This window comes from Bacillus sp. FSL W8-0116 (genome assembly GCF_038003825.1).
GTDB lineage: Bacteria > Bacillota > Bacilli > Bacillales > DSM-4216 > Bacillus_O > Bacillus_O smithii.
Genome location: NZ_JBBOPY010000001.1, coordinates 21,449 through 48,188, shown reverse-complemented (window position 1 = coordinate 48,188; position 26,740 = coordinate 21,449). Strand labels below are relative to the sequence as shown.

The window sequence follows — 26,740 nt, the reverse complement described above, 5'->3', positions numbered from 1 at the left end:
ACAATGAATACACCATACATTGCATCGTGAAATAGATTCTGAGGGGGCTTTTTCAATATGAATCTCGCAAATCGGTGAACTACCCGCCACCTACGCTTCGCTTAGAGGTGGGGGCTTCTCGGGTCATCGTATCTAACAATACGAAATAGACCGAGCTATCCCTCTCGTTCCAAGAGTTCTTTTTACTATACTAACCCTAATAAGCGCAATCCTTCACGCTTGATATTGATAGAAGCATTCCAATCTCTATCTGCTACAAAACCGCAATCACAGCGAAATGTACGCTCAGAAAGAGATAGAGACTCCTTTACTCGACCGCAACATGAACAAGTTTTGGATGATGGAAACCATTGATCTATTTTGATCAGTTTTTTCCCTTGCTCCTCTAACTTGTACTGGAGAAATGTTGTGAACATCCCCCATGCGTTATCAGTAACACTTTTACCAAAATGTAGGGCTTGTGACATTCCCTTCATGTTGAGGTCTTCGACAACAACACAATCGTACTTGTTTGCAAGATGATGGGACAATTTGTGTAAAAAGTCTTTTCGTTGGTTCGCAATTCTTTCATGTAGCTTCGCCACTTTTAGTCGTTGCTTGTGCCAACGATTAGAACCTTTTTTCCTGCGTGACAAAATACGTTGTTCCTTCGCTAATTTTTTCAATGCTTGTCGATAGAAACGAGGGTAATTGGCTTTCTTACCTTCTTCACTATCGACATATAGACCATTCATAGCAAAGTCTAATCCAATAACATGTTGAATGTTTACTGGAGTAATCTCTATATCGTATTCTGTCAAAATCGAAATATAGTATTTACCTGACTTTGTTTTAGAAATCGTACAAGACTTTATTTTGTAATCAGCAGGTATTTCTCTATGTTGTTTCATTTTTATTGGCTTTTTGAATTTAGGTAGTTTAATATGACCATTACTTAGCTTAATATTTCCGTTAACCATATTGGTTGTGTAAGATTGCTTGTGTTTACGGCTTTTGAACTTTGGAAATTCGGCACGCCCTTCAAAAAAGTTCTTATAAGCATTTTGCAGGTTTATTTGTGCATTTGCCAAAGCCAAAGAATCTACTTCTTTCAAGAATGAAAACTCTTTTTTATACTTTGCAGGAGTCGGAAATTTTTGTTTTTTGAGTATTTCTTTATTATCTTTGAACTTTTCATAAGTTTCCTTGCGTTCTGCTAACATCTTGTTGTAGACGAAACGAACACAACCGAATGTTTTTGCTAATAACACTTCTTGTTCCTTATTTGGATACAAACGGAATTTGAAAGCCTTGTTTTGTACAGTCATATCAAATCACCTTGTTTTGTACGTAAAAATATCGTATATATTGATTATACCGTAAAAATGCCGTACAATCAATGGTGAGGTGATTCGAATGAAAGTCGAGAAAGAACGTGTCGAAATCCGTATGCCTAAAACGATTATCGAGAAATTAGATCAATACCAAAAAGAGCATGGACTTCCGACAAGAACAGCAACGATTCTAGAATTAATACGAAAAGGCTTAGAAAAATAACTTTGACTAAAGCCAATCGAAATTCATCTCCCACCTACTCATTGGGCTATCACCCTACACATTCCTTGAGGTGGGAGACTTCTTTCGGAAATTGGGTTAAAATTCGCTCCAATGCTTTTTGATAGTTCATCGGTATTTGAAGAGCCCTTGCAAGATCATTTCCTGAACCTGCCGGAATAATCCCTAATGGTATATTCGAATCGATTAACCCGTTTGCTACGTCATGAATGGTACCATCTCCGCCTACCGCAACCACTGTCAAACCTGTTTCTGAAGAAATTTCCTTTACGATTTCCACAGCATGTTTCGGTCTTTCTGTAAAACGCACTAGATAATGTATCTGTTTTTCTTGAAGCAGCTTTTCAATCTTTTTCCAAACCTTTCGCCCTTTTCCATTTCCTGATATTTTATTGACGATAAAATAATACATCAAATAGATCTTTCCTTTTTATTTCAAATGGTAGAAATTCTACATGAATATGCGTGCAAGGCCGCACAGATATTGCTAGATAATTTCATTTCCCTCATCAACCACCATTATTAAACTATAATTCCATTTTATAGGAATTCTGGAGATATTTAAACCTCTTTATTTGTTTTCAACCTTACTTTTTAAATGACGCTCCAAGACAAAAGGAAAATATTCCCACAAAGTGATTCATTGTCTGTTTCCCCTACCCGCTTAAATATGCCGTAATCATTTTTGATTGTAGAACATCCTTAACGATATACGTGCATTTCTTAAATTCCATTTCTACTGTCACTTCCCAAAAATTTACCATCATCCCCCTACCATGGTGGGCAAAGCGGGAGAAATCCGAGCATTTTTTAAAGCACCATACAAATGCCTAAGTCACTTCATACTATATTCAAAAACGGAGTGGATCTTTATGGTGAAATGGATCGACGTATCCGTATCTCAGCATAGATTAAAACTATTTGACGGAAACAGACTTATAAAAACTTACCCCATAGCAGTTGGAAAAATATTGACACAAACCCCTTACGGGACGTTTACGATTATCAATAAACAACGCCATCCCGGTGGACCATTCGGAGTGTTTTGGATGGGGTTGTCAAAGCCTCATTACGGCATACACGGAACCAATAACCCATCTTCCATCGGTAAGAATGTCTCACATGGATGTATTCGAATGTTTAATCATGATGTTCTAGAATTATCTTCTAAATTGCCAGTTGGAACGAAGGTTGTGATTCATAAATGACTCTGTTCATTTCTCCCTCTTCGCCAAATATTCTTGTAAATAAGAATCCAGTGGTTGATTGCTGTTCCATTCAAATCGATAACAAAGAGTATGACGTGATCATCTATGATATAGCAGTATACATAGCAAACTGAAAAAGGCAAAAAAATTTTGCTCTAAACCACATTTTCGTTCGGTACAACATCTTGGGTTAAAGGCATAAAAAAAGCATTTGTGAAGTGCTCCTACCATCATTGGTTGGTTCAGATCGCCATTAGACAGGAGTCTTCACAAACGCCTTCTCATATGATCAAAGTTGAATAAAAGAGGTATTCGATAGCCTAGAAAATGAGGGAAAATGGCGGATAAACACCACCAAATCGTGTTAATCATAATCCCGCTACATTACCCGTTTAAACATTTTTTCCAGTTCATATGCCGAAAAATGAATAATAACGGGTCGGCCATGAGGGCAAGTGAACGGGTCGGAAGCTTTCCGTAAATCGTCCAAAAGCGCCTGAATTTCATCTTGGCGCAAATGGTGATTCGCTTTAATGGATCGTTTGCAGCTCATCATAATCGCTGCTTCTTCCCTCAGTTTTTTAATATCAACCGTTTTCATCGTAATCAGTTGTTGAAGGATGTCTTCAATGATCTCTTGTTCTTCTCCTTTTGGAAACCATTGAGGATGAGCGCGTACGATAAAAGAGTGAATACCGAACGGCTCCAGAAAAACTCCCACTTTTTCCAATTCATCTTTATACTCTAAAATTTTCACATATTCGTCAGCCGAAAATTCCAATGTCAACGGCACTAACATTTCTTGCAGTTCGTTTTCCACTTGCCCCACTTTTTCACGGAAAAATTCATATTTGATCCGTTCTTGAGCAGCATGTTGGTCAATAATGTAAAGTCCTAGTTCGTTTTGGGCCAGTATATAAGTTCCATGCATTTGACCGATGGGATATAATGGCGGAATGCGGCTCTGACGTTGACTGCTCTCGGTCGTTTCCAATGAAGAGTCGTCAGCGGCCTCCACAACCGTTTCGGATTCTTGTACATCATATTCTCGCACAAAATCCGGAGAACTCTTTGGCTCCGACTGCTCTTGTTCCAATATGTCTTCAGGCAAATGACGTTCCTCTTCTTGATGTTTCTCATAAGTGTTGGTAAGCTCAGGCGGACGATGAATTGGAACGGCTGTATCGATAATGGGCTCCGTTTGTTTCGGCAGGTGGTCAAGTTCAAAACTTTGCTGGACAGTTTTTTCCTTTTTCCATTTAGGAGCAGCATTTTCCAACGGAATCAATCGCTTTGACCGAAACGCTTCTTGAATGGTTTTCATCATCAGCTCATTCAATTCTTGTTCCTTGCTTAAACGAACCTCCAATTTGGATGGATGCACATTGACATCTACCAGTAGAGGGTCCATTTGGATCATCACTAACGCAATGGGATATCTTCCAATCGGAAGCAACGTGTGATAGCCTTCCTGAATGGCTTTCACTAAAGGATAATTTTTGACATATCGGCCATTGATAATAGTCGAAATATAGTTGCGGGAGGCACGCGTTAACTCCGGAAGGGAGATCCATCCCTCGATTTCAAAATCGATGCTCCTGGCAGAAATCGGGATCATTTTTTTAGCCGTGTTTAGTCCATAGATAGCGGCGAGAACTTGCCGAGCATCTCCATTTCCGTTTGTTTCAAGCAAAACTCGGCCATTATGTCGCAGCTGAATGGAAACGTCTGGATGAGCAAGCGCCAGACGATTGACCGTATCGGTAATGTTTCCGAGTTCTGTATGAATCGTTTTCATATATTTCAGCCTTGCGGGTGTATTATAAAAAAGATTGGAAACGATCACTTCCGTCCCTTTACGAGCGGATGCTTTTTCCTTCCGAACGACCTTGCCTCCTTCTAAGACAGCTCTGGTAGCGGCCCCCTCCCCTGTTCCTGTCGTGATTTCTAAATAAGATACCGAAGCAATGCTTGGGAGCGCCTCGCCCCTAAACCCTAGCGTACGAATGCGAAATAAGTCGTTTTCATCCTTGATCTTGCTTGTGGCATGTCGTTCAAACGCTGTCAACACATCTTCTTCTTCGATTCCGTCCCCATTATCCACTACTCGAATGGATTGGAGACCAGCTTCCTCGACATCGATTTCGATCACCGTGCTATGGGCATCTATGGCATTTTCCACCAATTCTTTGACAACCGATGCAGGGCGTTCCACGACTTCTCCCGCCGCAATTTTATTGGACAACATGTCGTCGAGTTGAATAATTTTTCCCATAAAAGCCCTCTCCTTTCCTCGATCCTCTAAACGGACGGCTTAACGGAGATTCATTTCATCATATTATTGATTTAGTATTTTTTGCAATTCATATAACTTGTTTAATGCTTCTAACGGAGTCGTTTCTAATAAGTTGAGAGCTTTTAACGCTCGGGCTGCTTCTTTTTCCCGCGGGGTGACGGCTGCTTTCGGTTCTGTCTTTTGCTCCTCATCGAAGAAAGACAGCTGCTCCACTTCCTGTTTCACTGACGTCTTGGAATCTTTCTTTTCACTTTCATCGGTTTTTTCCTTATTAGAAGGAGAAGCACCTGTAGATTCGAGATCCGTCAAAATTTCCTTTGCTCTTTTAATCAACGTTTGAGGGAGATTCGCTAATTCCGCTACGTGAATACCGTAACTTTTATCTGCAGCTCCTTCTTTTACCTTATGAAGGAAAACTAATTTTCCGTTCTGCTCGACGGCACTTACATGAACATTTTTCAATTGATCCAGTTCTTTCTCCAAAACCGTTAATTCATGATAGTGGGTCGAGAATAAAGTCTTAGCCCCAATATGATCATGGATATATTCAATGATAGCCTGTGCCAAAGCCATTCCATCATATGTAGAGGTTCCTCTGCCGATTTCATCGAAAAGAATTAAAGAATTTTGCGTCGCATGAACGATGGCATTTCTTGCTTCCAGCATTTCCACCATAAACGTGCTTTGTCCTGAAATCAAATCATCACTTGCGCCAATTCTCGTGAACACTTGATCGAAAATAGGCAGAACCGCTTCTTCAGCCGGTACAAAACAACCAATTTGGGCTAAAATAGCCGTTAAGGCAATTTGTCTCATATACGTGCTTTTTCCTGACATGTTCGGTCCGGTGATGAGCAGCATTTCCCGACCTTTATCCATCAAACAATCATTGGCCACATACATTTGTGAATCCATGACTTTTTCTACAACCGGGTGGCGGCCCCCTTTAATCCGTAATGTTCGCCCATCGTTAAAACGCGGTTTTACGTAGTGTTGTTTTTCGCTGACAGTGGCAAAACATTGCAAACAATCCAGCTCGCTGACGGTTTTGGCCAAAGCCTGCAGTCTCGGAATAAATGTTTTAACATATTCCCGAATAGATAAAAAGATTTCGTATTCCAAATCTACGCTTTTTTCTTCCGCTTGTAAAATTAAAGCTTCCTTTTCTTTCAATTCCGGTGTGATAAAACGTTCTGCATTTGCCAACGTTTGTTTACGTTCATAGCGCCCCTCTTCCAGCAAATGTAGATTGGCTTTTGTCACTTCAATATAATATCCAAACACGCGGTTATAGCCGACTTTCAACGATTTAATTCCGGTTCGCTCTCTTTCTTCTTTTTCCAATTGAGCGATCCATTTTTTCCCGTTTTGACTAGCGTCTCGGTAGCGATCTAATTCCGCGTGGTAACCGTCCTTGATAATTCCGCCTTCTTTCACGGACAATGGCGGATTCTCGACAATCGCCCGTTCGAGCAGATCGGTTAATTCTTCACACGGGTCTAATTTGGACGCTATTGTTTGAATATCGTCATTGTCCATTTGACCTAATAGATCTTTCAAAGAAGGTATTTGCTGTAGTGATTTTTTCAGCTGGATTAAATCCCGGGCATTGACATTTCCAAACGCCACTCTGCCGGCGAGCCTTTCAAGATCGTAAACTTCTTTTAATCGCTCTCTTAGCTCTTGGCGTTCAAAATAACGATTCAGCAGCAACTCGACAAGAGCAAGCCGCTTTTCAATCTTGCTCTTTTGAATGAGCGGACGGTCAATCCACTGTTTTAATAGTCTCGCTCCCATGGCCGTCATGGTTTCATCCAAGAGCCATAGAAGAGAGCCTTTTTTCCCTTTCGATCGAATCGTTTCCGTCAACTCCAGGTTTCTTTTGGAAAAGTAATCTATTTTCATATAATTATGGACGTGATAGGTTTCGACTGTTTGCAAATGGTCCAAGCTTCTTTTTTGCGTGCGATACAAATAATTAAAAAGTCTGGCAGAAGTCGAACGTAGCCGTGAATCCTCAAGCCTTTCCAAAAGATGTTGATATTCCGATTTGACTTCCTGATCTTCTTCATAAGAAATCGTCAACGACAACTGCTCTTTTATTGTTTTTTGCAAGCTGTTATCAAAAGAAGGGTCGATAACAATTTCTTTTGTTCCAAGCGTGGACAGTTCATTTACCACATCTTCAAAAGCTGTCAGCAGTGTTACACGATTTTCTCCGGTGGATAAATCCGTATAGGCTAGTCCGAACGTCTCATCTTCCATTCCGGAAACCGATGCAATATAATTATTTTCTTTTTCCAGCAGTCCTTTCCCTTCCATCATCGTTCCGGGAGTAATCAGCTGGATCACTTCGCGTTTAACTACCCCTTTTGCTTGTTTGGGATCTTCTGTTTGTTCACATATCGCAACTTTATAGCCTTTTTCAATCAGCTGTTGTATGTAGCTATCGGCAGAGTGATAAGGGACGCCGCACATCGGAATCCTTTCATCGCCACCGCCGTCCCTGCTGGTCAAAGTAATTTCCAATTCTTTCGAAGCCTTAATCGCGTCATCAAAAAACATTTCATAAAAATCGCCTAACCGAAAAAATAAAAAGGCATCTTGATATTCAGCCTTGATTTTTAAATATTGTTGAATCATTGGAGTATATTGCGGCATTTGTTTCTCCAATCCTTTCCCGAAGCCTATTTCTAACAAAGTATAATTATATCATAAAAGAATCATATAATAAAAAACAGCCTGATTCCTTCCATGGAATAGGCTGCTGATTCTTCGAAAATTGGCATTCAGATTTCTTATTCTTCTTCATCGTCGACGATGAAATCGGGATCGAGTTCTTCAAAGTCTTCATCGGATAGCTCGGAATCCCAATCATCTTCTTCAACGCCATCTGGATCGATCATGACGGAGACTTTAGTCTCGCCGACGACTTCTGCTAAAAACTCTCGTTCAATATGAACGACCATCTTATTGCCATTCGAAGAAATGACAGCTTCATTACAATTCGGCTGTTGTAGCACACGTGCCACTACTTCTTTATCATCACAATCGGGGTCGCGATACTTTAATTTCACAACATCCACATACTCCACTTTTTCTGTAATAACGGAAGTTTTTGTGTTGTCATGATGAGAGTACCATAGGTTTATATCATAAGTCCCTCTAATTTCGACCGTCTTGCCGCTCTTCCTTGCTTTATATTCGTGATTAATAATCCAGCAGCCTAGAATACTTGAAGGATGATGCGGCGGAGTGATCGTATGATGGGACTGGGTAAATTTGCGCCCCTTAGCTACAACTGCCTTTGTTATAATTTCTCTAAATTCTGGCATTTGAGCGAACCCTCCTCATGTAATTTCACTTTATCCTATGCGGAGGGATAAACGGGTGTGCTAAAGCCTCGTGTTTTTTTCCAACAGTGCGGATTCCATGTGAAATAGAATGTTATTCTCCTTCTAATAGAGTAAGAAAGAATCTATTTTTCATTTTTTCCTTCTCCATTCCGTTCAAATGATATTGAATGTAAATACAAAAAGGGGTTTTCCCAATAGTCGGTATAATGATCCAAGGGCACTTTTTTTCATATAAAGCTTTATATCGGGCATTGATGATGATCGCGAAAATTCACTCACTCCAGAAATCGAGTAGGAGGGAGCGATTAACTCCCGTCCTCTCACACCACCGTACGTACGGTTCCGTATACGGCGGTTCAATTAAGATCATTGACGCAAGTCTTTATAACTTCCGTGAATAGCTGTTCTCTTTATGCCAGTGGTCACTCCACCCTCCAAGAGGTCTCCCACGGGATTCACCGCTTCCTCCCTCAAGTGAGGTACTACGTTTTCTGTGTTCATCATGACTCACTGAATACCAAGGGCTATTCTCTCTTAATTGTTCGGTCCTTCTTAGTTGTTCTAGACCAACTAATACTATGACCTCTGCTGACTTCTGACGGTTCAGCTACTTATCACTAAGTAGGTTATGAAGAGTACTTCACATATCCGCCAGACCTCCCCGGGTAAGTACATGCACTTTCACACCATCTATCCGCCTCATTTACTCGATATGACCTTCGACAGAAAGAGCTTTGTTTTGTTATGCAAACTCACTCCATCATACCTAGCCTTATATGAGGTTCGTGTTCCTCGGACCGGTGTTTTGCCTCCAGCTTCCTTCAGATTCCGCGTCACCACGGACACCCTTGCTCTTGGCTAACCTCTACTTCTGTCTTCGGGGTTCGGGACTTACACCCTATAGTTCATGTACATGCCGGGCGCACATAGAGAAACCCGACGAGAAAAATGATTTGATCGTCGGGTTTTCTTGCTTAAAAGGGGCTCCTTGGTCAATCTCTTTCGGAGATTAATGATGGTTCCCCGATAGCTTGTTTCTAACTTGAGCTCCGGTTTCTCCTGTCAGTAGGTTTCCGCCTGTAGAAGTAATCACTTCATCTGTCACGGTATTGGATATCGTGTTGGCTACGATCTGCAACAAATCGTTTACATCCACTTGGGATTCTTTAAACTGTTGAACAACGGGAATATCGTCCAATTCTCTCTCAAGCTGTTCGATTTTTTCTTCCGTTTTTTTCAGCGCTTCTGTTTTTCCATAATGTTGAAAATTGACAGCCTGTTTTTGCAAACTTTTAATGTTTGCTATTAATTGTCGAACTTTTTCATTTTCATGAATTTTTGCTTCCGCTTTTTTGAAAAAATCGACTTCTTCCGATTCCGCAATCATTTTCGCCAACTCTTTGGCGCGTTCGACAATGTCGTCTTTTGAGTATTTGGCCACCCTATTTCACCTCGACAGCTTCTCGTTCTACCACCATTTCTCCATTTAATGTCCATGTTTTGGCTTCCGTGATTTTTACTTTGACAATTTGGCCAATGGCGGATTTTGGTCCTTTGAAATTGACCAATTTATTTCTCCGAGTATAACCGGCCAAAACGTCAGGGTTGTTTTTGCTTTCCCCTTCCACCAACACTTCTACAATTTTTCCTTCATATTTTTTCATCGCTTTGGCGGAAAGTTCATTCACAAGTTCATTTAATCGCTGCAAGCGTTCTTTCTTTACTTCCATCGGGACATTGTCTTTCATCTTAGCTGCCGGGGTTCCTTCCCGAGGTGAGTAAATAAAAGTGTAAGCAGACTCAAATCCTACTTCTCGGACAAGGGACAACGTTTCTTCAAACTGCTCTTCTGTTTCGTTCGGAAAACCGACAATAATATCTGTTGTCAACGCCACATCCGGGATCGCTTTTTTGATTTTGCGGACAAGTTCCAAATATTGTTCACGGGTATATTTTCTAGCCATTATCTTTAAGATTTCGCTGGATCCGGATTGAACTGGCAAATGGATATGTTCCATTAAGTTTCCTTTTTTCGCGAGCACTTCAATTAAATGGTCGTCAAAGTCGCGCGGATGGCTAGTGGTAAAGCGAATTCGTGGAATATCAATTTTGCGCAAATCATCCATTAAATCGCCAAGTCCATATTCCATATCGGTAAAATCTTTTCCGTAGGCATTTACATTTTGACCGAGCAACGTAATTTCTTTGTATCCTTGTGCCGCCAGTTGGCGTACTTCTTGAATGATATCTTCCGGACGACGGCTGCGTTCTTTTCCGCGCGTATAAGGAACAATACAATAAGTACAGAATTTATCGCATCCGTACATAATGTTTACCCATGCTTTAATTTTTCCTTGACGAACTTTCGGAAGATTTTCAACGACATCTCCTTCTTTCGACCACACTTCAACAACCATTTCTTTTGCCATATAGGCTTCATTCAAAATATGAGGGAGACGGTGAATATTATGAGTTCCAAATACCATATCCACATACTGGTATTGCTTAAGCAATTTATTGACTACCGATTCTTCCTGGGACATGCAGCCGCATACTCCCAATAGCAGGTCAGGCTTTTCCATTTTCAACGGTTTTAAATGGCCAATTTCTCCAAATACTTTGTTTTCCGCATTTTCGCGGATGGCGCAAGTATTTAAAAGAATCACATTGGCATCTTCCGGCTGATCTGTCGGTTCATAGCCCAATTGCATTAAAATACCTGCCATTACTTCCGTATCATGCTCGTTCATTTGGCAGCCGTAAGTACGAATATAGAATTTCCGGCCTTTTCCCATTCCTAAAAATTCTTCCGGTATGCTGAAATCTTCGTGGTATTTGACTGCTTCTTTTCCTCGGCGTTTGGCATCTTTCATGGAAGGCGGCATAAAGACCCGCTGAAAATATTTGCTGTAATCCTTTTCGGATTTTTTGTCCGAAGGATCAACCGTTTTCACTTGTTGACTTTGCAAACGTTGTTCTTCGTTCATGAAAATCCTCCATTCAGTTTTTAAGTTCCCTATTTTTTCATTATATAGGCTCTTTGTCATGCAGTTCAACTAAATCTACACATTCTCTTAGTATAAGGGGTTTTAGCCAATTAAACAATAGTAAATGCCTACAGAGACAGAAGACACAAAAACAGCACTCCTCCCTTTTAGGAAGAAGTGCTGTTTTGTCTCATTCTCTTACATAAATTCTTCTACCAACTCATTGAAAAGTTCATCTGATAAACGCAGATCTTGTTGAATTAAAGGTTGTTCTGCGTATCCATGAATTTGTTCTTGATAAGAAGGCTGTTCAGTATTTTGATAAATCAATCCCGTCACTAACCCGTTATGCTCCATTAACGTATTCATAGCCAAGGTGCGATTGGATGGATCATAATTTTCCACATCGCTTAATTTGAATAAATTTTCCTTAAACCAATCATACGTATTGATTTTATTGTACGTCACGCATGGGCTAAAGACGTTGATAAAGGCGAAACCTTTATGCTTTATGCCCGCTTCGATTAAAGCAGTCAATTCCTTAATATCGGAAGAAAATCCTTGAGCCACAAATGTCGCGCCTGATGTTAACGCGAGTTCCATCGGAGATAAAGCTGGTTCAATCGATCCATCCGGTGTTGATTTTGTGACAAAGCCGGCTGATGAACGCGGAGATGTCTGTCCTTTCGTCAAACCGTAAATTTGGTTGTCCATCACGATATACGTTATGTCAATGTTGCGGCGAATCGCGTGGATCGTATGAGCCAATCCAATCGCAAACCCGTCGCCGTCACCACCCGCAGCAATAACCGTTAGGTCTTTATTCGCCATTTTCACGCCTTGTGCAATTGGCAACGCCCTACCGTGAGTACCGTGTAGTCCGTAAGAATGAATATAACCGGATATCCGTCCAGAACAACCAATACCTGAAATCACTGCCAGCTGATCAGGCTCCAATCCAACATTCGCAGCTGCACGCTGAATAGCGGCTTGAACTGAGAAGTCTCCGCATCCCGGGCACCAGTTAGGTTTCACATCATTTCGAAAATCTTTAAATGTGGCCATTTCACACAACTCCCTTGTACTGTTTAAATTTCCTGTGGTTGAAATAATTGTTTGCACTCTGTATATACTTCGCTTGGTAAGAACGGATTTCCATCGTACTTTAAGACATTGACAATCTTTTCCCCGTAGCCCACATTCATTTTAATGATTTTTGCCAACTGGCCTGTAGCGTTGTGCTCTACGACCGCTACTTTTTTCGCTGACTTGATCAACGGCAATAGTTCTTCGCTTGGGAACGGATGAATAAGTCTTATATGAGCATGATTCACTTTCAATCCTTCTTTTTCTAAGCGTCCTATTGCTTCTTCAATGGCTCCGCGTGTCGAGTTGAAGCCAATTAGCAATAAATCCGATTCTTCATGAGGGCAATTTTTGTAAACAGGCGTATTAAAATGGACATGCTGGATTTTCCGCATGCGTTTATCCATTTGCTGTTTGCGATTCAATGGCTTTTCTGAAGGCTTTCCTGTTTCGTCATGTTCCACTCCCGTTACATGGTGGATGCCGTTTTTCATTCCTGGTATCACTCTTGGTGAAATGCCATCTTCCGTTACTTCATAGCGTTTAAAATACCCTTTTTGAGGAAGTTCCGGCAACTCTTCTTGCAGAGGAATCAATTTTCCGCGGCGAATTTCCACTTTTGAATAATCGAGCGGCTCTACTGTTTGTTTTCCTAACGACAATTGCAGATCAGAAAGCACAATAACAGGACATTGATATTCTTCCGCAAGGTTGAAAGCTTCAGCCGTGTCATAGAACGCTTCTTCCACCGTGCTAGGAGCGATGACGATTTTAGGTATTTCACCGTGGTTTCCATACAGCATCGCCAATAGATCCGATTGTTCTTGTTTCGTCGGCAAGCCTGTGGAAGGACCTCCACGCTGAGTATCAATGATCACGATCGGCGTTTCTGTCATGCCCGCTAACCCGATCGATTCCATCATTAATGAAAGACCGGGCCCCGCCGAAGCAGTCAATGCTCGGATTCCGCCGTAGCCGGCCCCTATGGCCATTGTTGCCGCAGCAATTTCGTCCTCCGTTTGGATCACGGTTCCGCCAACAAGCGGCAATTTTTTAATTAAATACTCCATAATTTCAGAAGCAGGAGTGATTGGATAAGCCGCCATAAATCGTGCTCCCCCTGCAAGCGCTCCGAGCGCAATTGCATCGTTTCCAATCATAAACATCCGTTTTTTTCCATCAGCCGGGACAAGTTCAAGATGGCTGATCTGCCCTTCTGTCTCAGACAGCATAAATTGATACCCTTGCCGTATGGCTTCCATGTTTTTCTGTACGACGGCTTCTCCCTTTTTGCCGAAAATTTCTTTCACTACTTCGCGAAATACTTCAACGTCAATATTTAAAATGGCGCAAGTCGCTCCAACCGCCACCATGTTTTTCATAAGAGAAGTTCCAAGATTTGTTGCCAACTCCGTAAACGGAACAGAATAAAGAACCGCTTTTGTATCTTCCGGTTTCTTCGGTTCAAACTTAGAATCGGCGATGATCACGCCATGATCGTTCAGTTCTTTATAGTTGACATCGATTGTTTCTTGGTCAAAAGCCACTAAAACATCCAAATCATCGGCGACAGAATTGACTTTTGTCGAACTAACCCGTATTTTATTATTCGTGTGTCCACCTTTAATTCGTGAAGAAAAGTGACGATATCCATAGAGATAATAACCTAGCCGATTTAAAGCGATGGAGAAAATTTCCCCAGTACTCTCAATTCCTTCACCTTGCTGCCCTCCAACTTTCCATGAAAGCTGCTCTATCATAAAATTACACCCCTTTATACGTTCACAATAAATTGCATTTACTTCTTACTAGTTTATCATTTTTTCATTTCATTTCCTATTAATCCTGTTTCGAATAGAAAAAAATTAAAAGAAACCCTCCTTTTCCTGAACTACTCTCTTCTTTCATCAACACTCGTCACTGGGGAAAACGGCTGACAAAATTGTCAAACAAAAAATTTTTCACTTGTCGTGCAGAATAGTATTTTAACAGAGACTCTATAAGAATTTCGTAGTCTTTGTACCGAGACAAACGAGGAATCGTTTTTTCTGTTCCGTCAAAATCCGAGCCAAACCCTAAATGATGTTCCCCACCTAATGAACAGATATGATCAATGTGGCGAATGACATCGGAAATTTGAGCTTGACCGTTTTCCTTTACAAATTCCGGGACAAATGTGATGCCAATCACTCCGTTTTTTTGGATTAAAGCTTTGATTTGATCATCTTTTAAATTTCGAGGATGCTTGCAAATCCGGTAACAATTGGAATGAGACGCGATTGGATACTCAGCCAACTCGATCGTATCCCAAAATGCTTTTTCAGAAAGATGGGAAACATCTGTCCATATTTTTAGTTTATTTAATTCTTTGATCATCGACTGACCAAAATATGTTAAACCTCCCCCGCGCTTTTCCAAAGCGCCATCGGCTGCCGCATTCGCATAATTCCATGTTAGACCAACAGACCGTAATCCTAATCGATAAAGCGCGCGCAACTTCACCAAATTTTCTTCAATTGATTCGCATCCTTCCAGCGTTAAAACAGCTCCCATCTCGTTATCTTTCAAATTGTCAATATCATGTTTAGACCGTACCAGCTTTATATGAGGATTAGGCTTCAGAATTTTTTCATAAAATAAATCCACCATTTCGAGTGCTGTATCAAAACGATTATGCGACTTCACCCGGGGAGACAAAAAAATCGCAAAACATTGAATTTTGGCGCCCGTATCTACAAGCTGTTGATAGGTTATATGCAGATCGTCCCCATTTTGAAAATCTTTTGTTCCGTCATTCTGAAGTTGATACAATACATCACAATGAGCATCAAAAATCATTTTGAAAACCACCTTTTCGTAATGTCGCAAACATAAAATACCCCTTCAACGAACGGAACTATGTAGATGAGGATGATTTATTTCATTGTAAAATGATCGGGATAATATGTCAAAAAGATTTTTATTTTTGTAACATTCCGTTTCCAATGAATCTTTTAGAAACTTTCGGAGCCGCTTACTGGGTTTGCCTTTAAAAAAGAAATAGCTGTTTTTCGATTTCTTCGAAAAACAGCTTGTAAGATTACCGTGGTTCGACTATTAACTTTATCGCCGTTCTTTCTTCTCCCTCAATTTGAATATCCGTAAACGCAGGGATGCAAATTAGATCAACACCGCTTGGGGCGACAAACCCGCGCGCAATGGCAACCGCTTTCACCGCTTGATTCAGAGCACCGGCCCCAATTGCTTGTATTTCTGCCGCACCCCTCTCACGAAGAACACCGGCAAGTGCTCCAGCTACAGAATTCGGATTAGATTTTGCTGAAACTTTTAATATTTCCATTTCTTGTTCCCCCTTGTCATTTCCCAATACCGAATGTCCATTCGAGTGAACATGTTTGGTATAAATGATTCCACTGCTACTATATTCTGAAATTTCACTGAATATTCCGGCTTGGTCGCAAAAAAGGGGGAACGAACCTAGCGATTTGCATAGTCTAGCCGCTCATAGAATGAACATAAGCCTTATTCGGATAAAAAAGGAGAGTCCTCATTCACGAGAATACGGTCAATTTTTTTCGCCATCCCTGTTTTATCATGAATGTCAATGATACAAGCGCTTAAAAGTTTGCGACCGTTCTTAGGGACGTCAAAACGAACAGGAAGGCCAGTGAGAAATTTTTTGACAACAGCATCTCGATCCATTCCTAATATCGCATCGTAAGGGCCTGTCATGCCAACATCCGTTAAATAAGCGGTTCCATTTGGCAAAATACGGTTGTCTGCTGTTTGAATATGAGTATGAGTCCCAATGACTGCTGAAACTTTCCCATCGAGATACCAGCCCATCGCTTGCTTTTCACTCGTCGCTTCTGCATGAAAATCAACAAAGACGATCGGAGTCCGTTCTCTAGCTTTCTTAATAAGGGAATTCGCTGCCTGAAACGGGTCATCCAAAGCAGGCATAAACGTTCGGCCTTGAAGACTGATGACAGCCACTTCAAAACCATTGGCTTTTACAAATATCATTCCTTTTCCTGGTGTTCCGTTCGGAAAGTTGGCGGGACGGACCAATTGTTTAGCATCATCGATAAATTGAAAAATCTCTTTGTTATCCCAAGTATGGTTTCCAAGGGTGATCGCATGGGCCCCGAGGTTTAAAAAACCTCTGTATATTTTTTCGGTAATCCCCCTGCCGCCTGCTGCGTTTTCTCCGTTGATAATGATGACATCAGGACGGTATTTATCTTTTAATTTCGGTAGATATTCTGAAACCATATCTCTTCCTGGTGATCCGACGACGTCGCCGATAAAAAGTAGCTTCATATGTATTTCCTTTCTATTTTGTAATTTTGCTCAATGAAGAAAGATATAGCAGTTCTTAGGATAATGGTATAACTTAAAATCGATGGTATTGATTTTATTCAAGTAAATGCATTGAATTAAGCATTTTTTGTAAGGGCTGTCACTCTAAATAAAGCGGTGTGAAATCTCACACCGCTTTTACTTCGCATATTCTACAGCCCTTGTTTCACGAATGACTGTGATTTTAATGTGACCAGGATAATCTAACTCTTCCTCAATCTGTTTGCGAATGTCTCTTGCCAGCCGATGCGCTTCTAAGTCATCGACTTGTTCTGGTTTCACCATGATTCGTATTTCGCGTCCCGCTTGAATGGCATATGATTTTTCCACGCCTTCGTGAGATTCGGAAATCTCTTCTAATTTTTCGAGACGGCGGATATAGTTTTCAAGCGTCTCGCTTCGAGCTCCCGGTCTGGCCGCAGATAACGCATCAGCCGCCGCCACTAATACGGAAATTACAGATGTCGGTTCCGTATCTCCGTGGTGGGAAGCAATGCTGTTGATCACTACTGGATGTTCTTTGTACTTGGTTGCAAGTTCTACTCCAATCTCAACGTGGCTTCCTTCTACCTCATGGTCCACCGCTTTTCCGATATCATGAAGAAGTCCTGCGCGGCGGGCTAAAGATTCATCTTCACCCAATTCCGCTGCCAACAGGCCGGCAAGATAGGCCACCTCTTTGGAATGATTCAGAACGTTTTGACCGTAGCTCGTCCGGAATTTTAAACGTCCCAAAATTTTAATTAAATCAGGGTGAAGTCCGTGAACCCCCACTTCAAAAGTCGTTTGTTCACCAACTTCGCGAATATATTCGTCCACTTCTCGTCTTGATTTTTCCACCATCTCTTCGATTCTTGCCGGATGGATTCTTCCATCCTGCACCAGCTTTTCAAGAGCGATTCGCGCAGTTTCACGGCGAATGGGGTCAAAACCAGACAAGATTACCGCTTCCGGTGTATCATCAATGATGAGGTCTATCCCCGTTAGTGTTTCAAGTGTCCGAATATTACGTCCTTCCCGTCCAATAATGCGTCCTTTCATTTCATCGTTTGGAAGGTTGACAACAGAAACGGTTGTTTCAGCCACATGCTCAGCGGCACACCGTTGAATGGCCAGCGACAGAATTTCTTTCGCCTTTTTGTCAGCCTCTTCTTTCACGCGAATTTCATGCTCTTTTATCATAAGAGCTGTCTCGTGGGACAATTCATTTTCAACGCGTTCCAAAATAATGGAACGGGCTTCTTCGCGAGTGAGACCCGAGATACGTTCCAGTTCGGCTTTCTGCGTTCGCACCATCTCGTCCACTTTGCTTTCCATCTCTTCAATATGTTGTTGTCTTTCAGCTAGAGAATCTTCCTTCTTTTCCAGCATCGACTCCCGATTATCCAAGAGTTCATCTTTGCGGTCAAGGTTCTCTTCTTTTTGCAATAAACGATTTTCTTGTTTCTGCAATTCGTTTCTTCGTTCACGAATTTCTCGTTCCGCTTCTGTACGAAGCTTATGAATTTCATCCTTTGCTTCCAGCAGGGATTCTTTTTTCACCGATTCCGCCTCGCGCTTTGCGTCTTCAATGATTTGATCCGCAATACTCTTTGCCCCTGCGATTTTATGCTCAGCAATGGATTTTCGAACAAAATAGCCAACAACTACACCGACGATTAGGCCAAGCAAAATGGAGATGATTATAATGGATGTCATTGTTTCACCTCCTCTTGCTATGAACTTGTATCATGCTTTTAACATGTCGGCTTGTACATTGTTTCCCTATCAATATACAGCGCGCTAGGCTTGCCAATTTTAGTGTGAAAAAATGTAAAATATACATATTAATTTTAAGGCTGGAAAAAATCATTGTCAAGCATTTGTCAAATACAGCGTTGGTTATAAACGAGAAAGGAACGGCCCTTAGGATGAAAATTCAAGAAACTTTGTATTAAATCGCATCCGACCGAGCAAAACCGTCCAAAGTGACAAGGAACGGATGTAATCCGCAACATACATTAAGCGAGCTCGTTTGCCAAACAATCCTCTAATAAAATACCCAAGAATAAAACCATTTCGTGAATCGCTCGCTGTCTTGCGGTATGGCAACCCAAGCCAACCTAGCGTCACGGCCAAATACCTTCCAATCACCCATAAAAAAATACCCGTCCAAAACTTGTAAATTTCAAACTACCCGTTTTAAAAATGGATCAGCTAAAATAGGTCATGTCGCCAACTCCGCTGCTAAAAATGAGAATCCAATTAGATTAAAGGCCAAGAAATCAAGAGTGGTGTCCTTATAACAGAATCGATTCCGAACAAAACTTATCTTAGAAGTTTGTCCAAATAGCCACATCGACTGTGCCTGTCAGCATGATAATGTGGTCCCACCCACAGGTTAGACTTTCAAAACTCCCGCAATGTTTTTTCCTCATTGAACGGATTCACTAAAGATGGGTGCCAGACAGTTGCGACAACTGAGCAAAACCAGCTCCATCAGAACAGCTCCACCTGAAAGTTTCCACTTTTTTGTCTTTCTGCAATAGTCCCTGCTCTTTTCAAATACAGAGTCAGTACCACCATAACCAGATGGAAGAAGGATTATTCTCTCCTATTGAAAAAAGCAAAGCGAACGCTTTGCTTTTTATGCCTCATCATCGAGCAAGCTGAAATTTTCTTGTTCCTCCTCGTGGTTTTCCGGCTCAGCAGGAGGGGTATCCAAACCGTAATGTTCCCGAATTTTATACATGATTTCATCGCGGATCTCTGGATTTTCTTTTAAAAACTGTTTGGCATTTTCACGTCCTTGCCCTAGTCTTTCTTCATTGTAGGAATACCACGAACCGCTTTTTTGGATAATGTCGAGCTCGGAGCCGAGGTCGATAATTTCCCCTTCTTTCGATATTCCTTCACCGTACATAATATCCACATCTGCGGTGCGGAAAGGCGGCGCCACTTTATTCTTCACTACTTTAATTCTCGTTTTATTGCCGACCATTTCATTTCCTTGTTTCAGCGTCTCTGCACGGCGGACTTCCAAACGAATCGATGAATAGAATTTCAGCGCCCGTCCGCCTGGCGTCGTTTCAGGATTTCCAAACATAACGCCTACTTTTTCGCGGATTTGATTGATAAAAATGGCAATCGTTTTGGACTTGTTAATGGCTCCGGACAGTTTGCGAAGCGCCTGGGACATCAATCTCGCTTGCAAACCGACGTGGGAATCACCCATTTCTCCTTCAATCTCCGCTTTCGGAACAAGAGCTGCCACTGAGTCGATCACGATAATATCAACGGCTCCACTACGAACCAATGCTTCAGCGATTTCCAGCGCTTGTTCACCGGTATCCGGCTGTGAAAGCAAAAGTTCATCAATATCGACACCCAGTTTCTGCGCATAAACGGGATCCAGCGCGTGCTCAGCGTCGATAAAAGCCGCTTGGCCACCTTGTGCTTGCACTTCAGCAATTGCATGCAAAGCTACCGTCGTTTTCCCTGAACTTTCAGGCCCATAAATTTCGATGATCCGACCTCGCGGATATCCACCTACCCCCAGCGCCGCATCCAAAGCAAGAGAACCGCTTGGAACAGTAGATACTTTTCGGTCCGTTTGTTCGCCCAATTTCATAATGGATCCTTTACCAAATTGTTTTTCTATTTGCTTTAACGCCATTTCTAACGCCGCTTGACGATCATTCACTCGCTATTTCCTCCTCAAATATCAATCTATTAAAAGCATATGGTTTTCCTCATTGATTTTGGATTTTATTCAACAGTATCTTCCAGAGCTGTTTTTTTGTTAAAGCCTACTAATAATATAAATGTTTCTGAAACGATTTACAAGCAAAAATCGAACATTTATTCGTCATTATTATTTTTCAAAATACCATGTTCAGCTGATCCTGATTTTTCCAGCTATTGCTAAAATTCACACGTTCTTGTTCATAAATTGGATTGAAAGTAAAAAAAGAGGGGGGAAATGTCCAAGAGAGGGATTAATGGTGGATGGTCATACGAAGAGAAATTGTCTGAATCATTTTCTACTGAATATTTTAAAACAAAGCAGAATGAAAAGCAAACAAAAGAAGAAAAAGAGAGCAATACGCCCCCTTTTCAAATTGTTTATATTTCCAGCTTTTCAGCCGAAATGCCGGTCGCTTTTTCGATAGCTTGATTGAGATCGGCAATTAAATCTTTCGGAGATTCCAGTCCAACAGAAAGACGAATCATTTCTTCACTGACACCTGCTAATTTCAACTCATCAGCTGATAGCTGTTGATGTGTAGTGGAGGCCGGATGGATAATTAACGATTTGGCATCGCCCACATTGGCGAGATGCGACCAAAGTTGAATGTGATCAATGAGCTTTTTCCCGCTTTCTCGACCGCCTTTAATGCCAAATACCACAATAGAGCCGAAGAAATTATTTAAGTATTTTTTGGCCAATTCATGGGAAGGATGATCGCTTAAGCTAGGATGAGACACCCATTCCACTGCTGGATGCTTCAGCAAATAGTCAACAATGACTTTCGTGTTATCGTGATGTCTTGGCAAACGAAGATGCAGCGTTTCTAATCCTTGCAATAGCAAAAACGCACTATGCGGGCTTAAAGATGCCCCAAAATCACGCAATAGCTGTGCGCGGAGTTTTGTTGCAAACGCAGTTCCTCCTAAATCGGCATAACGCAAACCGTGATAAGTTGGGTCCGGTTCGATAAAATCAGGGAATTTTTCATTATTCCAATCAAAGTGGCCGCCGTCTACAGCAACTCCGCCAATAACTGTTCCATGACCGCCAATCCATTTTGTTGCCGAGTGAACGACAACATCGGCTCCCCATTTGATTGGATTGGAACCATATGGTGACGCAAACGTATTGTCTACAATCAACGGAATCCCATTTTCATGGGCAATGGCCGCAACTTTTTCAACATCCAACACATTTAGACTTGGATTTCCGATGATTTCTCCGAAAAGAGCTTTTGTTCGTGGAGTGATCGCTTTTCGAAAATTTTCAGGATCTTGAGCATCGACAAATTTTACATGAATCCCATATTTAGGAAAAGTAGCAGAAAACAAATTATAAGTACCGCCGTACAATTCAGACGCTGCGACAATTTCATCTCCTGCACTCGCAACATTTAAAACGGAGAGCGCGATAGCTGCCATGCCTGAAGAAAATGCTACTGCGGCAGTACCTCCTTCAAGCGCCGCCACTCTTTTTTCAAATACATCAACAGTTGGATTGGTAATCCGGGTATAAATATTCCCTTCTTTTTTTAGTCCAAATACAGCGCTCGCGTGTTCCGTATCCGGAAACACATAAGAAGTAGTTTCATAGATCGGTACTGCACGGGCACCCGTCGCAGGATCAGGTATTTGCCCTGCATGCAATAATTTTGTGTCTTTTTCCCATTGCTCGTTTGCCATAATAAAACCTCCCGAAAAATTCGAAGATTGAAATTTCAGCGACTTATCTGAGAATAGATCCCATCCTGATGGATGAGGAACAGTAAAAGCCCTCTTCCAATAAGAAGAGGGCTTGAGTTCATCATTTCCCTTCTTATCTTCCAGATCATTTCCTGATCTGTAGGAATTAGCACCTTTTCAAGCATTGATTTCTTGAAGGTTGCCGGGCTTCTTCGGGCCTATTCCCTCCGCCGCTCTTGATAAGAGTCAATTCTTATACTATATGGAATTGTGTGGCTCTTGTTTAAAGAATAGCGCAATAAAAAAGAAAAGTCAATCATTTTCAGCAAATTACTGACAAGTTCTCAGCAAAAAATGACAACCGTATTTAGCTGTACGGTTACGAATTTGATTCCGATCCCCTGCAAGCTTCAGCAATACGGCCTTTGATTCTTTCCCTTTTTCAGAAATGCCGATCCAAACAGTTCCAGGAGGATTTTCTTCTAAAGAATCGGGTCCTGCTACTCCCGTAAAGCTGATTCCAATATCAGCGTTAAGCTTTTTCCGTACATTTTCAGCTAACTCTTTCGCACACTGCTCACTGACCGCTCCGAACGTATCAAGCGTCTTTTTTGAAACATCGACCAGATGCTCTTTCGCTTCGTTTGTATAACAAACAATCCCGCCTTTTAAAACGGCGCTTGCTCCCGCAACAGCGGTGATCATGCTTTGAAACAGTCCTCCGGTCAAACTTTCAGCGCAGGCAATCGTCTTATTTTGTTGTTTCAGCTTCTGTACTAATTCAGCTGCAATCGTAGTTTGTCCATAACCATAAAAGTATTCGCCAACACGGTTTAAAATCTCTTTTTCTACTTTGTCAATCATCTCATTAGCTGTCTCTTTTGAACGGTGCTTCGCCGTAAGTCGAATGGTCACTTCTCCGTCGCCGGCTAAAGGCGCAATGGTCGGGTTTGTTTGGTTCATAATCATATCTTCAATCTCTGTCTCCAACTGCGATTCTCCGATGCCAAAGAAACGCAATACGCGTGAAACAATGCTTTCTTGGCGATCCAAAACATTTAATATAGCCGGCCTTCCATATTTTTCGAACATCAGCTGCATTTCTTTTGGCGGTCCAGGCAAAAGCATATAAAATTTATTTTCTGATTTCACAAACATACCGGGAGCCATGCCGTTTTCATTTGGCAAAACAAGACAATCCTCTAGAACAAGAGCTTGTTTTTTGTTATTTTCCGTCATCTCACGGCCTATTTTAAGGAAATATTGACGAATTCCTTTAAACGCTTCGTCGTTCAAAACGAGTTTCTTGCCTAGATGCGCGGCAATGGTTTCTTTTGTTAAATCATCACGTGTCGGGCCAAGACCACCTGTAAAAATGATGAGATCTGCTCTTTCTTCTGCTTTTTGAATCGTTGAAAGAAGCCGATCGCTGTTATCCCCGACAACGGTTTGATAAAATACGTTGACGCCCATTTAAGCCAAATGACGAGAAAGAAATTGTGCATTCGTATTGACGATTTGGCCGAGTAGAAGTTCGGAACCAACCGAAATAATTTCAGCATTCATAAAATAGTCCTCCTCAATCATATAGAGATCCAAACAGAAAAAGGCCGCTCTTCAACAAGAACGAAAGTGCATAACCGTCTTTTTCGAGTTCTTGGATGAGCCAGCCTTTCTAGTTGTTTCATTTCATTTTACTTGGAGTTTTTAAATGCATGTGCATTTTTGGCGAAATAATCCCAGCCTGACCATAACGTGAAAAAGAGCGCTACCCAAAGGGCAAAATCCGCAAACGGAATCGAGAAATTTTCAAACAAAATATTATGAAGAAGCAACGCAGAAATCGCAATGATTTGCGTCCATGTTTTAATTTTTCCAAGCATATTGGCCGCAACTACTTCTCCTTCCCCAGCAAGTACAAGGCGAAGCCCTGTCACCGCAAACTCGCGGCTGATGATCAAAATGACGATCCAAGAAGGAGCATATCCCAATTCTACCAGTATAATAAACGCAGCCGAAACTAACAATTTGTCCGCAAGCGGATCAAGAAATTTTCCCAGATTAGTGACCAAGTTGTACTTTCGTGCAAAATGTCCGTCAATCCAATCGGTGGTCGAGGCAAGGATAAATACAAGGGCCCCCACGAAGTGGGTCACAGGCATAGTTGTCCCTAAAATGGTGATGTTTCCCCAATTGAATGGAACAACAAGCAAAATAACGAAGATTGGAATTAAACATATACGCGATACAGTAATTTTATTTGGTAAATTCACAAGACGTACCTCCACTATTCCATCGAAAACAGTATCCTAAACCATTTCATTCAGTTATTGTGCCAACGTACGATTTTGAATGATGATGTCCTGGCGAACGACCTGATTTGCAGGGATTTTATATTGAACGGTTTGACCATTCACTTTAATCACTGTAGCAGGTGCAAAACCGACCACAATTTTCGCTTGACTGTGGCCTTTCAAGTCAAACGTTTGCGTTTGTCCTTTTCGAAGCAAATTAGAAAAATACGATTTTCCGCTTTCATCGGTCACTTGAATCCAGCTTTCACCCGTTGAAGCAATCGATATTTTGAAATCTTTCGCATTCGTCAATTGGTAAACCGTTTGTCGACCGCTAGACTGAACAGCTTTCAACTCGGATTGATCCTTTTTGTTCGCTTCTTTTTTGTTCGTTTTAGACGTTTTTTCTTCTTTCTTCGCTTCTTTCTTCACTTCTTTTTTCTTGCTGATGGAATTTTCCTTAACAGGCTCTACATTTTTGGATTGCTCCACTTTGACCGTATGATCATTTCCGCTTTTTTCATTTCCGCCGCCTTTTGGAATCAATGCCCATACAAGAAAAATCGCTCCGATAATAAACACAGCTACAATAATCTTCGGCAAATAATCGAAAAACTTTCCCGAAGACCCGCCGGAAACAGTCCTTCGCGAAGACGGTTCGATCCGCGTCACTCGCTGAGGAATTTCATCTTCATGAGAGTCTGGAATTTCATTTTTATATTCATTGAAAATTTTTTCAGCATCAAGCCCTACAGCCTCCGCGTACTGCTTAATAAAGGCTCGAACATAAAATTTTCCCGGCATCAGATCATATTTTCCTTCTTCAATGCCGGCCAAATATCTTTTTTGAATCTTGGTCATTTCCTGAACGTCATCAAGGGTAAGCCCCTTCGCTTCCCTTGCTTCTTTCAAGCGGTTTCCTAGTTCTGTCACCGTAAACACCTTCCAATTTTAAAAGTCAAATCCTTCGAACTCAGAATCCTGAAAAAGTTGATTTTTATACATCGAGTCGTATGTAATTTCTTCATTTGGATTATTGCGCAATTCGATGATATAGTCAAAATCATCAATGGAATATTCGCTGTTTTGGACAAAAATATCAGGATGCTCAATTACTTTTACGGCCGGGATCCGCATAATTTCTCTAATGAGCTGCCAATGTTTTTCATTTGCTTTCCTTACCGAAACGGCTCCATCAATAATAAAAATATTTTGGTCGCTGTATTCTTCCCGAAACAATTGACTGCGAACAGTCTGCTTAATCAGCGTTGAAGAAACAAAAAGCCATCTTTTATTGGCGCAGACGCTTGCCGCTACAATGGATTCTGTTTTACCTACACGCGGCATCCCGCGAATTCCAACCAGTTTATGACCTTCTTGTTTAAATAATTCCGCCATAAAATCAACCAGTATTCCTAATTCATCTCGCACAAATCGAAAAGTCTTTTTGTCATCAGCGTCATGGGTGATATATCTTCCATGACGAACAGCCAAACGATCTCTTACTTTAGGCTTTCGAAGTTTTACAATTTTAATCGTGTCCATTGTTCGCAAAATGGATTCAAGGCGGACAATTTGTTCTTCCGTTTTAGCCAATAGAAGCATGCCCCGTTTTCCTTGATCAACCCCGTTGATTGTCACAATATTAATTGAGAGCATGCCGAGCAATGAAGAAATATCGCCTAAGAGCCCAGGACGGTTCTTTTGTATTTCGTATTCTAAATACCACTCTTGTTTTTCCATAAAACCCTCCAAGTGACAATCCGGGTGTTAATAAACATCTAGCTATTATGATAAATGATTTTCGCCATTTTTTAAAGAAAAAAAAGAGAGGGATTTCCCTCTCTAATGAGTCCCGTTATTTTGCACAAGTTTTACCATGACATTAGCAATGGCATGTTGTTCTTCCGGGGAAGCGACAGACCAAAGATCGGCCAACACCCGTTGCTGCTCATTTTTCGGATCTACTTGGTTTGCAAGATAGTTGCCGATTTGATAAGCAATATCACTGATTGCTTGTTGATTCATTCCTTGATCTTTCGCTTGATTCAAACGGTCTCCTAGAAAATCCTTCCATTGTTCCCAGCTATCAAGTACAGACATTCATTGAACCTCCCTTTAGTGAGATACAAGTATAGTTTGTAACGTCTGCACAAAAATATACATTCTTAAACCGGGTTTATTC

General features: G+C 41.3%; 21 protein-coding genes, 1 pseudogene and 1 riboswitch. Of the genes and pseudogenes, 2 read left to right on the top strand and 20 right to left on the bottom strand.

The features are described from left to right. Positions 1-185 precede the first annotated feature (185 nt). Entirely contained in the window at positions 186-1,307 is a 1,122-nt protein-coding gene (locus N1I86_RS00180) for an RNA-guided endonuclease TnpB family protein (protein WP_341094318.1), read from the bottom strand. Positions 1,308-1,395: 88 nt separating this feature from the next. Here N1I86_RS00180 and N1I86_RS00175 point away from each other — a divergent pair, with 88 nt between their 5' ends. After that, positions 1,396-1,536 carry a hypothetical protein gene (locus tag N1I86_RS00175; protein ID WP_341094316.1) on the top strand — a complete coding sequence of 47 codons (141 nt, stop codon included), beginning with the start codon at positions 1,396-1,398 and terminating at the stop codon, positions 1,534-1,536. A 49-nt stretch (positions 1,537-1,585) separates the two neighbouring features. On the opposite strand, the gene N1I86_RS00170 is transcribed toward N1I86_RS00175, so the two are convergent. Further along, positions 1,586-1,966 (bottom strand): diacylglycerol/lipid kinase family protein, encoded by a 381-nt coding sequence (locus N1I86_RS00170; RefSeq protein ID WP_341097193.1) that lies wholly within the window; start codon positions 1,964-1,966, stop codon positions 1,586-1,588. A 460-nt stretch (positions 1,967-2,426) separates the two neighbouring features. Between N1I86_RS00170 and N1I86_RS00165 the strand changes: the two genes are divergently transcribed. Further along, on the top strand, positions 2,427-2,762 hold the full coding sequence (locus N1I86_RS00165) for a L,D-transpeptidase (protein WP_003352397.1): 336 nt from the start codon (positions 2,427-2,429) through the stop codon (positions 2,760-2,762). 379 nt (positions 2,763-3,141) lie between these two features. On the opposite strand, the gene mutL is transcribed toward N1I86_RS00165, so the two are convergent. The 18 genes and pseudogenes from mutL to N1I86_RS00075 all read right to left on the bottom strand — a co-directional run bounded on the left by mutL (position 3,142) and on the right by N1I86_RS00075 (position 26,658). Beyond that, positions 3,142-5,037: a DNA mismatch repair endonuclease MutL gene (gene mutL, locus N1I86_RS00160; RefSeq protein WP_341094314.1), complete on the bottom strand. Its 1,896-nt coding sequence runs from the start codon at positions 5,035-5,037 to the stop codon at positions 3,142-3,144. 63 nt (positions 5,038-5,100) lie between these two features. Then, entirely contained in the window at positions 5,101-7,719 is a 2,619-nt protein-coding gene (gene mutS, locus N1I86_RS00155) for a DNA mismatch repair protein MutS (protein ID WP_341094309.1), read from the bottom strand. Positions 7,720-7,856: 137 nt separating this feature from the next. Then, positions 7,857-8,393 carry an outer spore coat protein CotE gene (locus tag N1I86_RS00150; protein ID WP_003352400.1) on the bottom strand — a complete coding sequence of 179 codons (537 nt, stop codon included), beginning with the start codon at positions 8,391-8,393 and terminating at the stop codon, positions 7,857-7,859. A gap of 1,030 nt (positions 8,394-9,423) precedes the next feature. After that, the gene (locus N1I86_RS00145; RefSeq protein ID WP_048623407.1) at positions 9,424-9,855 is read right to left on the bottom strand and encodes a RicAFT regulatory complex protein RicA family protein; all 432 of its coding nucleotides are present in this window, start codon (positions 9,853-9,855) and stop codon (positions 9,424-9,426) included. Position 9,856: 1 nt separating this feature from the next. Continuing rightward, complete coding sequence (gene miaB / locus N1I86_RS00140; RefSeq protein ID WP_003352402.1) at positions 9,857-11,401, bottom strand: tRNA (N6-isopentenyl adenosine(37)-C2)-methylthiotransferase MiaB; 1,545 nt, start codon at positions 11,399-11,401, stop codon at positions 9,857-9,859. A gap of 198 nt (positions 11,402-11,599) precedes the next feature. After that, positions 11,600-12,466: a 2-oxoacid:ferredoxin oxidoreductase subunit beta gene (locus tag N1I86_RS00135; protein WP_003352403.1), complete on the bottom strand. Its 867-nt coding sequence runs from the start codon at positions 12,464-12,466 to the stop codon at positions 11,600-11,602. Positions 12,467-12,489: 23 nt separating this feature from the next. Then, positions 12,490-14,247 carry a 2-oxoacid:acceptor oxidoreductase subunit alpha gene (locus N1I86_RS00130; protein WP_341094306.1) on the bottom strand — a complete coding sequence of 586 codons (1,758 nt, stop codon included), beginning with the start codon at positions 14,245-14,247 and terminating at the stop codon, positions 12,490-12,492. A gap of 157 nt (positions 14,248-14,404) precedes the next feature. After that, positions 14,405-15,325, bottom strand: coding sequence for a dipeptidase (locus N1I86_RS00125; protein WP_003352406.1), 921 nt, complete (start codon positions 15,323-15,325; stop codon positions 14,405-14,407). 241 nt (positions 15,326-15,566) lie between these two features. Continuing rightward, complete coding sequence (gene spoVS / locus N1I86_RS00120; RefSeq protein ID WP_003352407.1) at positions 15,567-15,827, bottom strand: stage V sporulation protein SpoVS; 261 nt, start codon at positions 15,825-15,827, stop codon at positions 15,567-15,569. 182 nt (positions 15,828-16,009) lie between these two features. Continuing rightward, positions 16,010-16,810, bottom strand: coding sequence for a TIGR00282 family metallophosphoesterase (locus N1I86_RS00115; protein ID WP_003352408.1), 801 nt, complete (start codon positions 16,808-16,810; stop codon positions 16,010-16,012). A gap of 177 nt (positions 16,811-16,987) precedes the next feature. Further along, complete coding sequence (gene rny / locus N1I86_RS00110) at positions 16,988-18,547, bottom strand: ribonuclease Y (RefSeq protein ID WP_003352409.1); 1,560 nt, start codon at positions 18,545-18,547, stop codon at positions 16,988-16,990. 928 nt (positions 18,548-19,475) lie between these two features. Beyond that, positions 19,476-20,531, bottom strand: coding sequence for a recombinase RecA (gene recA / locus N1I86_RS00105; RefSeq protein ID WP_003352410.1), 1,056 nt, complete (start codon positions 20,529-20,531; stop codon positions 19,476-19,478). Between the two features lie 422 nt (positions 20,532-20,953). Beyond that, entirely contained in the window at positions 20,954-22,261 is a 1,308-nt protein-coding gene (locus N1I86_RS00100; RefSeq protein WP_048623414.1) for an O-acetylhomoserine aminocarboxypropyltransferase/cysteine synthase family protein, read from the bottom strand. Between the two features lie 130 nt (positions 22,262-22,391). Next, positions 22,392-22,507: riboswitch (SAM riboswitch) on the bottom strand. A gap of 84 nt (positions 22,508-22,591) precedes the next feature. Continuing rightward, a pseudogene (locus N1I86_RS00095) lies at positions 22,592-23,827 on the bottom strand (competence/damage-inducible protein A). A gap of 128 nt (positions 23,828-23,955) precedes the next feature. Further along, entirely contained in the window at positions 23,956-24,534 is a 579-nt protein-coding gene (gene pgsA / locus N1I86_RS00090) for a CDP-diacylglycerol--glycerol-3-phosphate 3-phosphatidyltransferase (RefSeq protein WP_003352414.1), read from the bottom strand. 54 nt (positions 24,535-24,588) lie between these two features. Next, the gene (locus N1I86_RS00085; protein ID WP_341094301.1) at positions 24,589-25,488 is read right to left on the bottom strand and encodes a helix-turn-helix domain-containing protein; all 900 of its coding nucleotides are present in this window, start codon (positions 25,486-25,488) and stop codon (positions 24,589-24,591) included. Between the two features lie 18 nt (positions 25,489-25,506). Next, a complete protein-coding gene (locus N1I86_RS00080; RefSeq protein WP_003352417.1) occupies positions 25,507-26,298 on the bottom strand; it encodes a DUF3388 domain-containing protein in 792 nt (263 codons plus the stop codon). A gap of 102 nt (positions 26,299-26,400) precedes the next feature. Next, positions 26,401-26,658: a DUF3243 domain-containing protein gene (locus tag N1I86_RS00075; protein WP_003352418.1), complete on the bottom strand. Its 258-nt coding sequence runs from the start codon at positions 26,656-26,658 to the stop codon at positions 26,401-26,403. Between the last annotated feature and the right edge of the window lie 82 nt (positions 26,659-26,740).

Bases quoted from the DNA above. Each gene is read 5' to 3' on its own strand.
- N1I86_RS00180 (WP_341094318.1), bottom strand. From the start codon at position 1,307: ATGACTGTACAAAACAAGGCTTTCAAATTCCGTTTGTATCCAAATAAG.
- N1I86_RS00175 (WP_341094316.1), top strand. From the start codon at position 1,396: ATGAAAGTCGAGAAAGAACGTGTCGAAATCCGTATGCCTAAAACGATT.
- N1I86_RS00170 (WP_341097193.1), bottom strand. From the start codon at position 1,966: ATGTATTATTTTATCGTCAATAAAATATCAGGAAATGGAAAAGGGCGA.
- N1I86_RS00165 (WP_003352397.1), top strand. From the start codon at position 2,427: ATGGTGAAATGGATCGACGTATCCGTATCTCAGCATAGATTAAAACTA.
- mutL (WP_341094314.1), bottom strand. From the start codon at position 5,037: ATGGGAAAAATTATTCAACTCGACGACATGTTGTCCAATAAAATTGCG.
- mutS (WP_341094309.1), bottom strand. From the start codon at position 7,719: ATGCCGCAATATACTCCAATGATTCAACAATATTTAAAAATCAAGGCT.
- N1I86_RS00150 (WP_003352400.1), bottom strand. From the start codon at position 8,393: ATGCCAGAATTTAGAGAAATTATAACAAAGGCAGTTGTAGCTAAGGGG.
- miaB (WP_003352402.1), bottom strand. From the start codon at position 11,401: ATGAACGAAGAACAACGTTTGCAAAGTCAACAAGTGAAAACGGTTGAT.
- N1I86_RS00135 (WP_003352403.1), bottom strand. From the start codon at position 12,466: ATGGCCACATTTAAAGATTTTCGAAATGATGTGAAACCTAACTGGTGC.
- N1I86_RS00130 (WP_341094306.1), bottom strand. From the start codon at position 14,247: ATGATAGAGCAGCTTTCATGGAAAGTTGGAGGGCAGCAAGGTGAAGGA.
- N1I86_RS00125 (WP_003352406.1), bottom strand. From the start codon at position 15,325: ATGATTTTTGATGCTCATTGTGATGTATTGTATCAACTTCAGAATGAC.
- spoVS (WP_003352407.1), bottom strand. From the start codon at position 15,827: ATGGAAATATTAAAAGTTTCAGCAAAATCTAATCCGAATTCTGTAGCT.
- N1I86_RS00115 (WP_003352408.1), bottom strand. From the start codon at position 16,810: ATGAAGCTACTTTTTATCGGCGACGTCGTCGGATCACCAGGAAGAGAT.
- rny (WP_003352409.1), bottom strand. From the start codon at position 18,547: ATGACATCCATTATAATCATCTCCATTTTGCTTGGCCTAATCGTCGGT.
- N1I86_RS00100 (WP_048623414.1), bottom strand. From the start codon at position 22,261: ATGGCAAACGAGCAATGGGAAAAAGACACAAAATTATTGCATGCAGGG.
- N1I86_RS00080 (WP_003352417.1), bottom strand. From the start codon at position 26,298: ATGGAAAAACAAGAGTGGTATTTAGAATACGAAATACAAAAGAACCGT.
- N1I86_RS00075 (WP_003352418.1), bottom strand. From the start codon at position 26,658: ATGTCTGTACTTGATAGCTGGGAACAATGGAAGGATTTTCTAGGAGAC.